9 protein-coding genes are annotated in these 15,279 nt (G+C 53.7%); 6 read left to right on the forward strand and 3 right to left on the reverse strand.

All coding sequences use genetic code 11. The annotated features are described in order from the left end of the window. Positions 1 to 126: 126 nt before the first annotated feature. A complete protein-coding gene (locus B036_RS0124335; RefSeq protein ID WP_157472379.1) occupies positions 127 to 780 on the forward strand; it encodes a hypothetical protein in 654 nt (217 codons plus the stop codon). Here B036_RS0124335 and B036_RS30910 read toward each other — a convergent pair. Continuing rightward, positions 777 to 4,376, reverse strand: a complete 3,600-nt coding sequence (locus B036_RS30910; RefSeq protein ID WP_020571355.1) for an ABC transporter permease/M1 family aminopeptidase — start codon at positions 4,374 to 4,376, stop codon at positions 777 to 779. The genes B036_RS0124335 and B036_RS30910 overlap by 4 nt on opposite strands. A 212-nt stretch (positions 4,377 to 4,588) precedes the next feature. Continuing rightward, on the reverse strand, positions 4,589 to 5,464 hold the full coding sequence (locus B036_RS0124345; RefSeq protein WP_020571356.1) for an ABC transporter ATP-binding protein: 876 nt from the start codon (positions 5,462 to 5,464) through the stop codon (positions 4,589 to 4,591). A gap of 443 nt (positions 5,465 to 5,907) precedes the next feature. Here B036_RS0124345 and B036_RS30915 point away from each other — a divergent pair, with 443 nt between their 5' ends. Continuing rightward, positions 5,908 to 7,110, forward strand: a complete 1,203-nt coding sequence (locus B036_RS30915; RefSeq protein ID WP_020571357.1) for a sensor histidine kinase — start codon at positions 5,908 to 5,910, stop codon at positions 7,108 to 7,110. Positions 7,111 to 7,120: 10 nt separating this feature from the next. Continuing rightward, positions 7,121 to 7,822, forward strand: a complete 702-nt coding sequence (locus B036_RS0124355) for a LytR/AlgR family response regulator transcription factor (protein ID WP_026232313.1) — start codon at positions 7,121 to 7,123, stop codon at positions 7,820 to 7,822. Positions 7,823 to 7,924: 102 nt separating this feature from the next. Here B036_RS0124355 and B036_RS0124360 read toward each other — a convergent pair whose 3' ends face one another. Beyond that, positions 7,925 to 9,097: a hypothetical protein gene (locus B036_RS0124360; protein WP_026232314.1), complete on the reverse strand. Its 1,173-nt coding sequence runs from the start codon at positions 9,095 to 9,097 to the stop codon at positions 7,925 to 7,927. A 200-nt stretch (positions 9,098 to 9,297) separates the two neighbouring features. Here B036_RS0124360 and cdaA point away from each other — a divergent pair, with 200 nt between their 5' ends. From cdaA to B036_RS0124375, 3 genes are all read left to right on the forward strand, one after another. After that, positions 9,298 to 10,089: a diadenylate cyclase CdaA gene (gene cdaA, locus B036_RS0124365; protein ID WP_020571360.1), complete on the forward strand. Its 792-nt coding sequence runs from the start codon at positions 9,298 to 9,300 to the stop codon at positions 10,087 to 10,089. 477 nt (positions 10,090 to 10,566) lie between these two features. After that, entirely contained in the window at positions 10,567 to 13,731 is a 3,165-nt protein-coding gene (locus tag B036_RS0124370; RefSeq protein ID WP_157472382.1) for a ligand-binding sensor domain-containing protein, read from the forward strand. Between the two features lie 227 nt (positions 13,732 to 13,958). Then, on the forward strand, positions 13,959 to 14,861 hold the full coding sequence (locus B036_RS0124375) for a DNA/RNA non-specific endonuclease (protein ID WP_020571362.1): 903 nt from the start codon (positions 13,959 to 13,961) through the stop codon (positions 14,859 to 14,861). Positions 14,862 to 15,279: the final 418 nt, after the last annotated feature.

Raw genomic sequence — 15,279 nt, forward strand, 5'->3', positions numbered from 1 at the left:
CGGTAACCATACCTCGCAACACGGCCTGAGCCAGGAAAATACAGATCGGCAAATTTCCACCTTAACTTGGTGGAGTGGGTGGCAAAGGCTAAGTTTGGCGGTACTAATGGTCAAGAAGCTGAATTTATGAAAGAACAAACAAGAGGAATGTTAATCGGTGGTGTAGCCGGGCTGTTACTCGGTGTGCTGGTGATGATGCTTTTTGGCCAGGGCGAACTGGATGATGTCTCCATTGGGGGCAGTGAAACCGGGTTTAAATTCGAACTCAAGTCGAAGAAGGTAACAACTGATGTACTCGATAAAATATGGCAAGACAATAATTTCAGACCAGTGTTGGTCGACTGGCTGGTGCAAAAAGACTATGTCAGTATCGACGACGACGTCGCCATCGAGGAAAGGCTAAAGTCCCTTTCCCCAAAAGATGAGCTGGCAAAAAAGATCATTGCTCTGCACAGAGAATACATGGGCCCCTTCCAAATTATTGCCGATTCCGCCAGGATCATCAAACCAGGTTACGAGATTCCGGTATCGCGTGCCTTTACCTGGCGCGGGAACGTCCTGGCAGGGAAAACCATTGAACTGTCTTACCCCGGCGCAGGTATCCTCCCCATACGGCTAAAATGTACGGATGAGCTGGGCGCAAAACCAAGCTTTAAGAGCGCATTACCAAATACCTTTCACGTTAATGAAAAGGTTTTTAACGCCTTAGTGGGCGACGATAATAAGGATCCTCAGAAAGCCGCGGAGGGATGGATTTACGTCTCGGTGGTGGGGAATTAATCCGACAACACCACCCGGTTGTTCTCAACGATCCGGTCAATTAACACTCCGTAAGGATCAATCGCTGCCCAAACCGGCTTATGGCCAACGTCAATTTTCAGGTTGGTTTCTAATTCCGAAAACAAGTGCTTTTTCAGGTACAGCAGCGAATCAGCGCCAAATCGGTCCTGCCCATAAATCCCAACGTCAATCCAGTCGTTAGCGCTGACGGGAACGGATTGACCTTCTGTGTTTACCCGGAACTTATGCGTCTCAATAGTCAGCTGTACCCGGAAACTGTCCTTTGAAGACGCGACGAAACTGCCATCCAAAATTTTGTTGTCGCATAAGGTGACCGTCTCGAACAAGTCCGTGATCAGGTACTGAAGACTGTCTGGGGTTACCTCCCGAAAATAGCCAAGCAGGTCATCGGTAGTCGCGTACCGATCCGCTGTTGGCTTGTCAGCCGGTAAGGACCAGTGTTGGACAAACCGCCGTAGCGCCAGGTTCAGGCTGTCTTCAGAAATGTAGCCCTGTAAGGCATAAAGGTTGATCGCCCCTTTTTTATAGTAAATGTATTGTTGGTCTTGAACCTCGGCGAGCGGCCTCTCCCGTACCTGGGAAGCAGCTCTGGCCTGGAGGTACAACCGTTGTTCCCGTTCGAGGAATTGGCGGATCTTATCCTCGGAATACAAGCGCCGTAAAATCATCAGTGCGGAGTACTGGGCCAGTGACTCCAGAATGAGGTGTCGGCCTTCCACGTTGGCGGCTTGCACCTGCATGCCCCACCACTGGTGGGCCAGCTCGTGAGCTACGACGAAGGACGCCATGTCCACGGCCTGCTCGTCGTTCAGGTCAAGCATGAAACCCTGCGCTTCTGACGTTGGAATGGTGCCGGGAAAGGACTGCGCGAAACTCCGGTAGCGTGGGAACTCCATAATTCGTACCTGATGATATGGATACTGCGAGAAGGCTTTGGTATGATAATCAAGGCTGACTTTTAATGCCCGTTGCATTCGGCCAACGTTTTGTTCATGGCCGGGGTGGTAGTAGACTTCGAGGTCGACTACCACCCCTTCGGATGAAGTCCATTGTTCCCGCGACAGCTCATAACGGGCGGAAACAACGGCGTAAAAGTGAAGCATGGGTGCCGGCATACGGTAATGGAAATACCGGCGGTCGTTGTCGGTCCACTCCTCGAGAAGGTCTCCCGGAGCAATGGCGGTCTGGTCTTTTTCCGTGCCGACAATCATCTCGAAGCGGACCAGGTGAGCATCTGCACCTGTGTTGCTTTGCCGCAAAGCAAACGGATCGTCTTTGGCTGCTTTATCCGATCGTTCCGATAGTCCATATGCTGCTCTGGCATCTTCTTCTGACAGTTCAATACTACGGTTGTAGCCAAGACTTGGCAGTTGATCATTGGAGAAAAAAGTGCCGTTTTCTACTATGTTAATGACTTCTCGTTCCATATAATTTTGAGCCGTGAAGGTTTGCCGAAAGGAGAGTTTTATCGAGTCGCCGGGCAGCATTTTTTTGGCGAGGACGTAGATGCAGTGCCCGAACCGTTGATGAGCAGTGTCTGGTGTGTTGGCAACGCTTAAACCCATGTGCTCCATCGTAACCTGATCGTCGGGGTACTCCTGCACGTGGAGGTTACCGATGGCGGCCGCCGTTTTGTTTTTTAGCACGTAATAACCCTCCACGGTGTAAGCCCGGCGGCTGGGGTAAAGCTCCGTTTTTAGGTTGACTGCAACAATCTCCGGTTGGGGGAGGTGTTCGTATTGTTTTAGGGTTTGCTCGTAGTTGGCCCGCATGGCCTCCTTCTCCGCCGGTGAGAAATAGGTGTTCCGAATATTTATTTGGTGGTACAAATGCCCACCACTGGACCCCATCAATAAGGTAGCGGAGAGTAAACCGATGATCATTGGTTTGCTAAGCCGGTGCCTGATCATTCTGATCCGTTTCCAGAGCAAAACTTGCTCTCCTTTGACAAATAGAAGGATACTTCCCAGGAGCAATATTACTGCAGCAGCCGACCAATAAACAGTCAGCCCTGCAAAGAGCTCCCAGGAACCACTAAAGCCATTCATTTCTGAGTAAATTCCGAGGTCTCCACTTCCAAAGCGGAGCAGCGGATGATGAAATCCGATGGGGTAGGGTAAAACGCTCAGGATGGGAAAGAGCAGCGAGCCCAGGAAACCTACGGCCTTCTTATTCGTCAGCGCATGAATAAAAAAGGAGGCTGCGGTGAATAGGGCCAACAACTTAAAGGTCGCTCCGAAGAAGCCCGACAGGTAAAGGCCGGGATTCAAATTTGTATAACCAGCTAAGAGTTGGAATACCATGCCTGAACCGATCAATACCAGAATAAGTAAGCCGTAAATGAGGAGTAAGCCGAAGTACTTGCCCAGTGGCTTCAGGCCGATCGCGGTAGGGTAGGCGTCCAGCAGGAGGTCGGCTTTAAGGCTTCTTTCTTTCCAGATCAGTTCGCCGGTAAAGAAGACCATGATGATGAGGAAAAAGGCAATGGCCAGCTCTTGTATTTCTTCTACCACCAGGTAGGTCGTCGGAAAACTACTGGTCCCGTGAAGCGACCCCAGGGAAATACCATTGATGAAGATGATGGCTCCCGCGCAGACTACAATAGCCCAAAAGGAGACCTCTTTAAGCACCGATTGACAATAGAACCGGGTGAGGTGAAATAATTGAAGCAGCCAGGTTGTTCGGGTTGGAGCCGGTGCGGGAAACAAGGTGATTTTTCCATAAACGTTTTCCGCCTGGCCCATTTCTTCAGCGGGAATGACCTGGAGTTTTGACCGGGAGGCACCCACCAGGCTAAAATTAAACCGCCTGTACCCCAAGGATAATACCAGAACGCCAATGCTGGTCCAAAAAACCCGGTTCACCAACAAAATACCGGTAAAGGGCAGGGCGAAACTATTCCTTTCTTCGGGTGCCTGAAACTTGATTAGGTTATTGATGGTCTCGAAAGAGAACGGGTCCAGCAAGCTTCCCCAGAACGGATCAACCGAATCCCGCGAAGCAATCATGGCAATGAGGTAAACGATGAAAAATAAAATGCCCTGGGTGTACACTACCAGTAACTTTTTACTTAACGCCCCGGTGACGAAGAAAACAGCAGCGCTCATGAAGAGGGTGGGGACTATCAGAAAGAAAAACGGACGAAAATAGACGCTGGCATCAAAGGCTAGTAAATCCGACGCTTCGCGCCAGGGCATACGCTCCCCGAGTAGCATGCCTAGCGGCAAACTTATGAAAATCAATACCACGATCAGCCAACTTCCCAGAAAGCGGCCGAACAGGTAATCCCTTTTCTTTAACGGCTTTGTAAATAATATAGAAGCCATGCCATGCCGGTAATCCCGGAGAACAGCTTCTCCCATCACCAGAGAAATGATCAACATGAAAAAGGCCGAGAAGATCCCCATGGAAGTGGCGACCACGTAAGGTGCATTCGTCTTCACCTGGCCTAACCTGCCTTCAAAGATGAAGTCGACTGCTCCCAGAGAGCAAAGTAGCATCACCAAAAAATAGAGATAGGTAACTGGTTGACGAAGACGGTTGGCGAATTCGAATTTGGCGATTTGGAGTAGCATATTGGAGTTTTTTTGGGAATTACTAGTCAGCAATTGGGTGCTCACAGAGGGCCGCGCAGCGGGAGGGACGGAGGGGGCACAGAGGTTTTAAAGTTGGAATAAAAGGGGATCGCTACGAATCGGTAAGGGTGCCCCCCCCTACAGTCAACGACGTATTCGTAGGAGCTGAAGCTAGCAGAGAGGTTCGCTCATCGGATGAAAAAAGGCTTCCCCTAACCCGCCCCAAGCAGCTGAGTAAAATAAACGTCGTTCAAATCCGCCTCCACCTGCTCAAAACCATCGCCCGGGGCGGAGTCCCGATAAATGTGGATGAGCGGCTTGCCTTGTAACCTCCGTTCAGCAATGACGGCATACTCCTGATGGTAAGCCTCCAGGTTCTCCCGGTTGACGAACTTGCGGAAGATCTTTCCCCGCAGCGAATCGATGGTTTGCAGTGGGTTGCCCTGAAGTAATACGCGTCCCTGGTGGATGATGGCCATTTGCGGGCAGAGCTCTTTGACGTCTTCTACGATGTGAGTGGAAAGAATGACGATCCGGTTTTCCCCAAGGGCGCTCAGCAGGTTATAAAAGCGGTTGCGTTCGGTGGGGTCCAGGCCAGCGGTTGGCTCGTCAACAATCAAAAGGCTGGGGTTTCCGAGCAGTGCCTGGGCGATGCCGAAGCGTTGTTTCATCCCGCCGGAGTAAGTCGAGAGTTTCTTCTTGCGGTGATGGTATAAGTTGGTCTTTTGCAGCAATCCGGAGACGACCTCCTGGCGTTCCGCCTTGTTGATCAATCCTTTCAGGATAGCCAGGTGGTCCAGTAGTCGTTCTCCGGTGATGGTGGGATAGAGGCCGAATGCCTGTGGTAAGTAACCCAGGATCTCCCGTACTTCGTGCTGCTGCCGCAGTACATCCAGCTCTCCGAAGGTGATGCTGCCGCCGTCGGCGGGTTGTAGGGTGGCAATGGTCCGCATCAGGGTAGACTTACCGGCTCCGTTGGGGCCGAGCAGGCCGAACATGCCGGAGGGGATGGTGAGGGAGACGTCGTCCAGTGCGCGTACGCCGTTGGCGTAGGTCTTGGAGAGCCCGTTAATGATTAGTTCGTTCATGGGGCAAACGTACCGGGAGCCATCTGGGCGGCGAAATTATAGTGATGAACTGCTGTCTAAGTGGTATGTAAACTTTCAGGTGGTTGCTTATAAGATGCTCCATAAGTTCCAGGTATAAGGGTGACCACGTAATGGTCGAACATTATTTGCCCGGTTGAAAGGCCGCAAAGCGTTCTTTTACCCGGGGCCTGAGAAGGGGCATAAACGATGCGGCGCGCAGCGCCGCCAAGTTGACACCCCATTTATTACCCAGGCTTTCGGCGCTCCGCCTTACCGGGCCGAAAATTGTGCGGCCCCTACGGAGTCCACGAGGACTGTTACGCCAAGAACTTTTGATAATTCCCACAACCCCCTTTCGTCCCATTCCCCCACCAGTTCATCCCACCTGGCAGGTCGTTCATCAAATTAGTTGCCAGCGGAGCCCCCTCCACCTAAATTTGGGCATGGTTCAGAAGCGTAAACTACTTTTACGAGGCAATGCTGGCATACTTCTACTGAGCAATTTTTGGCTGCTTTCGGGCATAGTGTTGTTGGACCTGAACATAGAGCTATCCGGCGCAAGTTTCATGCTGATAGCCATTTTTTCATTCGCCTACTTTCTCCTTACCTGGTGGCTATTTCGTCGGGGAACCATCAGCCTGACTCCAGGGTGGATCAAATGGGAAAGTATCGGCCTCGCGTCCCTTATCTCTGCTGGCAGCCTGGGCGCTACCTTCGAATGTTTCCCCAAAGAACCGTTCCTGGTCTTTCTGTTTGCGGAAATATCTGCCTTGTCGCTGTACTTCATCTATTTGGTCAATAAGGACCTTTTGGTCCTCAAAGCGCCGATTCAAAAATGGGGAAGCAGAAAGTTATGGTGGCCAGCTTTTGGCATCGCCGTTACCATGCTGTTGCTGGTCATGACGGCCTATGAATTCGAACCCGTAGTTAACCTACTGGCCATACTTTATTTTCTGGCCTTATTTGTTCTTGGCATCCGCTGGCTTTTGGAGCAGCGCCGAAAGTTGATCGTAATGAAAAAAGCGCAGATGCAGATGGAGCTAACGCACCTGCAAAGCCAGGTCAATCCACACTTCTTTTTTAATGCGCTGAATAATCTTTACGGCCTGGTCAAACAGGATACGGACGAGGCGCAGGAAATGATCTTGCAGCTGTCGGACATGATGAGCTACGGCATCTACGAAGGGCAGAAGCAATCCGTTCCGTTAGAGAAGGAAGTCGCCTATCTCGAGAACTTTATTCGCTTACATCAGAAGCGGTACCGTAAGCACGTCGAGGTAGACTTTCGTAAAGACCTGGGCGATGTAGCTTTAGAAGTAATGCCCTTGCTGTTCATCAACCTGCTGGAAAATGCCTTTAAGCACGGGGTAGAAAAACTGCGGGATAACGCCTACGTTCACCTGGACCTGAAAGTCGGGGAGCAGGGTGTCACCTTTACCGTGGAGAATAACTTCGACCCGGAAGAACGCCCTGCGGACCCGGGCATCGGCCTCACCAACTTAAAACGGAGATTGGAACTTGTGTATCCTGACGGGCATTCGCTTTCGTTATCAGAGGAAAATGAAGTCTTCCGGGCAGAACTAATCATTTTTCCCTCTTCCCCATCCTTGGCACGGGCCGGGCATGCCCCCGCCCGCCCGGCATAATCAGATTACCATGATTACCTACCTGATCATCGACGATGAACACATGGCCCACAACATCATTCAGGGCTACTGCGACCTGCTCCCCAACCTGGAACGGAGCGGCAATGCCTACGACGCAATCGAGGCGATGCAACACCTGCAAGCCCACGACGTCGACCTGATTTTCCTGGACTTGAACATGCCCAAGCTTCGCGGCTTCGATTTCCTGAAAACCTTGACTCACCCACCCAAGGTGATCGTCACCACTGCCTATCGGGAGTTTGCCCTGGAGGGCTTTGAACTCAACGTAGTTGATTACCTGTTAAAGCCCTTCGGGTTCGATCGATTCCTAAAAGCGATGAATAAGGTGATCAGCCCGACAAAGACCGAAAGAAGAACCGACTTAGCCGCGACTACCCGACCGGCGAGCGATCGTATTTTCCTGCGTGGTGACAAAAAATACGTTCAGGTCGCCGTCGACGATATCCTCCTGCTCGAAGCCGCCGGCAACTATACGAAGGTCATTACCACCGATGCGACCATCGTCACACGTGATAAAATATCCAACCTGTTGTCCTTCCTGCCACCGGACGATTTCTTACAGGTCCATAAATCTTTTGCCGTGGCCATCCCGCACATCATCAGCATCGAAGGCAACCGGATTTCGATTAGCACACATCTGGTGCCGATCGGGAAGATGTATAAAGCGGAGGTGAATCAGTTGTTATCCTGATCCGGCCCAATCTGTTGCTTTGACCGGGGTAGTGAAGTTGGTGCGCTTATCAGGCTAAGGTGAGAAAGGCGTAAAGAGTTAGCGATTACCCTGTCGGTATTGCTACAAACAATCCATTAACCGGCGTAAAGTATCCACTTGATACACTTCGTATTGTTCGAAGCCTCCGGACCAGAATACCCGGACATAGTCGAGCGCCTGGTTACGCAGTTCCGCAGCAGCGCTGCGGGGCAGCTGGTAGGTAACATTGTAGTTGACCTCCCTTCGGGCGTGATCAATGATGCCAACGGCTTCCCGGTCGGCCTGCAGCGAGATGTGCCGGCCGTTAAGCAGGTGGAGGCTCAAGCTGGAGTTCTGAGCCAAAAAACCGTAAGCGGTTATCACATTGGGGTTAGCGAAGGTAAACCGGACGTGGAGGAAGCGATCTCCCCGGGCATCACGGCTGGTCCAGGCGGTGCTGCGAAGGTATTCTTTGCCGTCCAAAAATGGGCGAAGGTTTTCGTCAGTATGGGTGAAAAAAAGAGAAGGGTAGCTGGTAGGCGTTGGACCGTTGAGCGTAGCGGCCGGGAGGCCGCTGGCACACGGTGGCGGTTCCGGGACGGGGAAACGGCCAATGGACGGACCGTAACCGGAAAAGGCCGGCTCTGCCGGCACCAGCATCTTTAGGTCGCGCTCGGTCCGGGTTGCAGGTTTTTCAATTGCAGGGCCGGCCCGCTCCTTACGGCGAGCTTCGTTGTAGGCATCTACGTAACGACCTTCGGTGACAATTATGTTGGCCGCAGCAGCTCGCTTTTCCGCAGCAGTACGCTCGCTAAGGGCGGAGGTTTCTACCTGCCGGGTCAGTTGCAGGCGGCGCTGCAAGGCGGCGCTTTCATCGTTCCGGCCAGCGTTCCGGGCGGCGTCCAGGTCTCGCTCTAAAGCGACCCGGTTGTTGATGGCTGCGGTGGCACGGGTGCGGGCCAGTGATTCGGCTTCCCGGGCCAGCTGAAGTTTCCGCTGCGCAATGCGTCGCAAATCAGCGAGTGTGGGATCCACACCGCCACTCAGCGGTTCGATGGTCACTTTTACCACTGGGTAGGCAGCCCCGGCAGAGTCTTTTTGCTGTGCGTCGATCAGCGTCAGGTCGTTAAAGTAACGTGCGGAGCCGTCGGCATACACGATGATCTTTTCGCCTGAAGCGTTGGTGCGGAGCTCCTGTCCCCAACCTTGCACCTGCGGCCCCGCCCAGCAAAGGCAAAAGAGAAGAGAACAGGAGAGGGATTTCGTGAATTGCATAACCCAAAGGTAGGAATCAGCGGTCAGGAATCAGTATTCAGATTTCAGGGAACAGTATTTAGTATTCAGCGGTCTGTATTTGCCTGGATACTGAATGCTGGTTCCTGAAATCTGCCCCTATATCCTGAAATCTGAATACTGGTTCCTGAACCCTGAGACCTGAATACTGAAACCTAAATCCTGAATGCTACCTTTGCCCCGTGCAGCTCCTCTTCAACATCGGCTTCCTCCAGGTAGACATCTGGGACTTCTTCGATATTCTGATCGTAGGAGTCATGTTGTATCAGCTATACCGCCTCCTGAAGGGAAGCATCGCCCTCAACATTTTTGTGGGGATGATGCTGTTGTTTCTTAGCTATCAGGCGTTCAAAGCACTGGGTATGGATCTGCTGAGCAGTATCCTGTACCAATTTATCAACATTGGTTTTGTCAGCCTTATCATCATCTTCCAGCCGGAAGTGCGACGCTTTTTGCTCCTGCTGGGAAATTCTACGCTCAAACAACGCGACTCCGTCTGGAACCGATTATTGGGCCGGGGGGAAGACCAATCGGAGACTGCCCCCGAAACGGAGGACATCCGCCGGGCCTTTTTACGTATGGCCGGTAATCGTACCGGTGCGCTCGTTGTGATCACCAGAGACGCCGATCCCGATACTATAATCACCGGTGGCACCAGCCTGAACGCCGATATAAGTTACGGCCTGCTGGTCAGTATTTTTCATAAAGAAAGCCCCCTCCACGATGGCGCCGTTGTAATTCAAGACCGGAGAATCAGCCGGGCAAGCGCCATTTTACCGGTTTCTGAAAATTCGAATTTACCAAAGAGTGTAGGGCTTCGCCACCGCGCTGCGGTTGGGGTGTCTGAAAAGATCGATGTGGCTTGTTTCATCGTTTCGGAAGAGACGGGTAAAATCTCCTTCGCCATGAATGGAGTCTTGGAGCGGGGGCTGTCGGAGGCTCGGTTACGGGAGTTGTTGCTGGAGCATTTGTAGCGCGCGCTTCGCGCGCTGTTGCAGAGGCGCTTTGCGCCTTGTTGCATAGGTCGCTTACGCTCCCGTTGCAGAGCGCCTTTGGCGCGTTGCAGCTACCGCACTACGTAAGCTCCGCTCGACTCCCGCAACAGGAGCGAAGCGACCCTGGCATCCCTGCAACCGGAGCGAAGCGACCCTGCCACCCCTGCAACAGGAGCGAAGCGACCCTGGCACCCCTGTAACAGGAGCGAAGCGACCCTGGCACCCCTGCAACAGGAGCGAAGCGACCCTGCAACCCCTGCAACAGGAGCGAAGCGACCCTGCCACCCCTGGAACAGGAGCGAAGCGACCTTGCCATCCCTGCAACAGGAGCGAAGCGACCCTGCAACCCCTGCAACAGGAGCGAAGCGACCCTGCAACCCCTGGAACAGGAGCGAAGCGACCCTGCAACAGGAGCGAAGCGACTCCTGCAACCCCTGTAACGATTACCTTTACACCGTGCCAAACCGCCTCCTACAAGTCTGCCTATTTGTCGCAACGACCTTGACCCTACTCCAGGCCCAGCCCCTGCGCATAGAGTACTTCACCGTAAACGACGGCCTGTCGACCCGGGAGATCAACGACCTCCACATCGGAGCGGACGGCTTTCTGTGGGTATCCACCATGGATGGACTCAACCGCTTCGACGGGCAACGCTTCCGTAGGTTTGGGGAGGGTACGGCTGATGAAGGACCGGGGCTGAGCCGTGGGGCCGTTGCCGGAGTGGAAGCAGATAACGAGGGCAAACTTGTAGTTACCTTCCACGATTTTTTCGGCTATTTTGACCGTTTTGATCCCCGAACATTTAGCGTGGAGCAGGTTAGGCTGGTGCCAAGCACTGGGGTGCTGGGGTATCCACGGGCCATTACTACCGACACTCTCGGACGAACCTTCGTGGTAACCATCGGCAGCGAGGGAACCTTCCTCTACGAATACACCCCCAACGGGACCGAAGAAAGTAAAACATTTACGCCCATCTACCACGATTCAACGGACGCCTGGACCACGCTGACACCACGTGTGGAACTCCTGGCGCATACGAGCGGCCAGTTCCTGCTGTACGATGAAGAGCATGGTTTCCGGCACCTCAGCGCAACGGGAAAACTAATAAGCGAACCCTTCAAGGGGAGAACTGGTGTACGTCGGTTCTATACTTTTGCGGAGGCTGCTGACGGCCGGATTTACCTAAGTTTTCGGGGAGGGATCCCATTGTTTACCTGGCGGCCTGAGGCCAACTACGAGCCGAGACCAGTGGACGTCGATAACTCAGGACTTCGCTACCCAACCATTTACCGGGATCAGCGTGGGCAGCTTTTGCTGCCAGCAACGGAAGACATTCTCGGGCAGCAATTTCCCGATGAATATGGCTTAGTTGATACGGCCGGAAATTTCATGGTTTTTGAAGCTCCCCTGCCTACACAGCGAAAGGTCTCGACGGTGGCTGCGGTAGATTTTCGGGAGACCGTTTACCTCGGGCTGCGCGAAGGGCTGGGGGTGGTGGAACGATACGTTAACCCTGTGGAGACGTTCCTGGAACTGCGCGAAGGCGGCGATATTTTCCCGAATCAGATACGGGGAATCTGTGAAGACAACACCGGCAAGGTTTATTTCATGGAAGAAGATGGCGCCATTTATTACCGGACGCCGGGAAAGCCTACGCTGGATACCCTGGCTTTAACGCTGGCGGAAGACTCTACCCAAACATTGGCCTTTAGGGCCGGAGCTGCCCTGCTATACGATGAAACTGCTAATGTGCTGTGGGGCTGTGGGCAGCCAGTAAACCTGGCCAAGGGAGGACTTTTGTTCCGCTATGATCTCCTACGTCGGACAACAAAGGTGTACCGAATGGATTATGCGCCCAGAGCAATGGCCTTTGGACCAGACGGATCACTTTATCTGGGGGTATCGGATCCCAGAGAAATTGGGCTGCTTTTTCGTTTTGACCGGCGGCGGGAGGCCTGTGTTCCGGTACTTAAAGTCGGAGAATCAGCGGAGAAAATCAGTGGCCTTCGGATCAATTGTCTGCTGGCTGCAGCAAATGGTGAATTATTGATTGGAACCGGCGGACAGGGCCTGTTAGGGTACGATCCGTTGACGGGGAAGGTGAAGGAATACGAATTGAAAAGGGCGAAGCTCAAAGGGGAGGAAGAGGGCGCGGTCGCAGGTGCAAAGGAGGGTTTAGGAACCATCTTCTCCATCCTGGAAACCGCCCCGGGTGACTGGTGGCTGGGGACCGACGGAGGCTTGTTTCATCTCATTGATGAGGGAGCGGATTATAACCACTTCGGCCGCCTGGAAGGGCTGAGTAGCAACTTCGTATATGGAATGGTGCCCGACTCTACGGGTGGATTCTGGCTATCTACCCAAAACGGACTGGTTCACTTGCCCGCCGATCGGCAGGCGGGGTCCGTGAGGCGGTACTACCGGGAAGACGGACTGAGTAATGACGAGTTCCTGCCCGGAAGCGCCCTTCGTGGGAAAGACGGCAGGTATTACTTCGGTGGTGTAAATGGTGTTACTACTTTTCGGGAATCCGACCTGTCTTCCAGCGATGCAGGGGCGGAGGTGATGCTGACCGAGATCATTGTCTATGGCCGAAACAGCGAGCGCCGGGTGTCTAAGGAAATAAGAAGTCAGCGACAGGTAACGGTCTTCGCACGCGAAAAATCCGTCGCTATTTCCTTTGCTCTCCCGGCCGGTAAGCTGCCGAGCAGCAGCCAGTTTCGCTACCGGCTGGAAGGCTTTAACGATGATTGGGTACCCCTGGTAAACGAACGGACCATCCGCTTCAACAATCTTCCTTCGGGTAAATACCTGTTACGGGTACAGGGGGCCGGAGCAAACGGCAACTACGGGGAACGCGAACTACAATTAGCCATCAATGTCCGGCAATACGTAGTAGAAAAACTTTGGTTCCAGGTCATGATCATCGTCGCTTTTGCGGGCCTGATCTTTTTTATCCTGCAAGGCCGGTTGCGCGAACGGCTGCGCAACGAGCAATTGCGAACACAACTTAGTGCAGATATTCACGACGAAGTCTCCGGATTACTCGCTGGCATCACCCTGCAGGCGGAGTTGCTGAAAAACAAGACGAACGACGAGACGTTACAGGCCCGCCTGCACACGGTCGGAGAAGCCGGACGCAGCGCAATGTCTAAAATGTCGGACGTCATCTGGAGCATCGACTCCCGGCGGGACACCATCGGTAACCTGCTGCAGCGGATGCAGGAGCATGCCGACGAGGTCCTGTTGCCGCTAGATATTCGCTACGATTTCAAAGCCTCCGGCTTTGACGAAAAGAAAGAATTGTCCGGTAATATCCGGCAAGATGTTTATTTCATCTACAAGGAGGCCATTAACAATATTGCCCGCCACAGTAATGCCACCAAGGTGGAAATCGAGCTGGAACAGTTCGCTCAGCAGTTCGAACTCTTTATCAGAGATAACGGTAAGCCCGCTACCGATACTGCTCCTCCAAACGGTCTTCGCACCAGCGTCCGCGCCCAAAAAACCGGCCAGGGGAAAGACAATATGCGCATGCGTGCCGCCCGCCTGAAAGGCGAAATCACCATTGAGGAACGTGGGGGCTACACCATGATCTTCAGGATGAAGAGGCTGGGATAGGATGTAGCAACCAGGAGCTGGTCAACAAGAAGCTATACGCTATTCTTGTTGCCAATGTTACCGTGGATCCACAACAAATAGCTTCGTATTATTCCTGCGCTGGAATATTCTTTTGGGCATGGCCGTGGTTTTTGTTTACTTTGCTGCTGAAAAAGCTACCTTTTGTATAAAAAGGCGCGCTCAACGGATCAATAGCACTAACAGACCAATACGACCAAAGAACCAACATGGCAAAACTACGCAGAAACCACACCGGCGCAGATTCCGCCTCCTCCGGAGGGATCATTACTAAAGTTGGCATTTTCGGTGCCATTGCCGCCGCACTTGTCTGGGCCTTCTCCAACTTCGGTGGGGAAGGAGAGGCGCCTCCCGCTGACCGGTTGGACTATGCCGCCGAGGAGTTTTACCTGCCAACCGGTACCCGTGGCGAACGGATAGATTATCAGGGTTTCTCTCTTAGCTACGACGAAGATTGGGAACAGGCAGAATGGGTCGCCTACATTCTCGAACGTAAAAACCTCCAGCAGGAATGGACGGACCGGCCGAATGATTTTCGTACCGACCCTAACGTTAGTACCGGGTCTGCTTCCGATAATGACTACCGTGGTAGCGGCTACGACCGGGGACACCTGGCACCCTTTGCTGACTTTGCCTGGAACGCAGACCAGGCCAGGGAAACTTTCTACCTGTCCAACATCAGCCCGCAGGCCCGACAATTCAACCAGGGCGTCTGGCGGGAATTAGAGGAACTGACCCGCGATTGGGCCAACCGCTTCCAGCGTCTCTACGTCGTTACCGGTCCGGTTATGACCGAAGACCCCAAGGGTACCATCGGCCGTGAAACCCGCGTCGCCATACCCGCCGCCTACTACAAGGTACTCCTTGACCTTGACGACCCCGAGCGCAAGGGCATCGGCTTCGTCATCCCCAACGAAATCAGCTTCGACCCGCTCCCGGAATATGCCATGAGCATCGACGAGGTGGAAGCCATCACTGGTATAGACTTCTTCTCTGAGCTGATGCCCAAAGACGAAGAAAAAAAGCTCGAAGCTTCGGGCAACCCGGACCTGTGGCCGTTCAGTAAAAAGAAGTACGATAAGCGAATTAGTGACTGGAATAAGGTGAAGTAGGCGCGCGCTGCGCGCCATGTTGCAGAGGTCGCTTACGCTCCCGTTGCAGAGCGCCTTCGGCGCGTTGCAGGTTGCAGCTACCGCACTTTGCAGCTCGCTTCGCTCGTTTCCGCACCCCCCGCAACCGGAGCGTAGCGACCCTGCAACCAGAGCGCAGCGCCCCTGCACCCCCTGCAACCAGAGCGCAGCGCCCCTGCACCCCCTGCAACCAGAGCGCAGCGCCCCAGCACCCCCTGCAACCAGAGCGCAGCGCCCCAGCACCCCCTGCAACCAGTGCGTAGCGCCCCTGCAACCCCTGCAACCAGAGCACAGCGCCCCTGCACCCCTGCAACCAGAGCGCAGCGCCCCTGCAACCCCTGTAACCGGAGCGCAGCGCCCCTGCAACCCCTGCAACCGGAGCGCAGCGCCCCTGCAACTC

The sequence above is a fragment of the Neolewinella persica DSM 23188 genome, assembly GCF_000373105.1.
In the GTDB taxonomy this organism is placed as follows: Bacteria; Bacteroidota; Bacteroidia; order Chitinophagales; family Saprospiraceae; genus Neolewinella; species Neolewinella persica.

What these genes read in the sequence shown, in the direction of transcription:
- B036_RS0124335 (WP_157472379.1), top strand. Translation starts at nt 127, where the DNA reads ATGAAAGAACAAACAAGAGGAATGTTAATCGGTGGTGTAGCCGGGCTG.
- B036_RS30910 (WP_020571355.1), bottom strand. Translation starts at nt 4,376, where the DNA reads ATGCTACTCCAAATCGCCAAATTCGAATTCGCCAACCGTCTTCGTCAA.
- B036_RS0124345 (WP_020571356.1), bottom strand. Translation starts at nt 5,464, where the DNA reads ATGAACGAACTAATCATTAACGGGCTCTCCAAGACCTACGCCAACGGC.
- B036_RS30915 (WP_020571357.1), top strand. Translation starts at nt 5,908, where the DNA reads ATGGTTCAGAAGCGTAAACTACTTTTACGAGGCAATGCTGGCATACTT.
- B036_RS0124355 (WP_026232313.1), top strand. Translation starts at nt 7,121, where the DNA reads ATGATTACCTACCTGATCATCGACGATGAACACATGGCCCACAACATC.
- B036_RS0124360 (WP_026232314.1), bottom strand. Translation starts at nt 9,097, where the DNA reads ATGCAATTCACGAAATCCCTCTCCTGTTCTCTTCTCTTTTGCCTTTGC.
- B036_RS0124375 (WP_020571362.1), top strand. Translation starts at nt 13,959, where the DNA reads ATGGCAAAACTACGCAGAAACCACACCGGCGCAGATTCCGCCTCCTCC.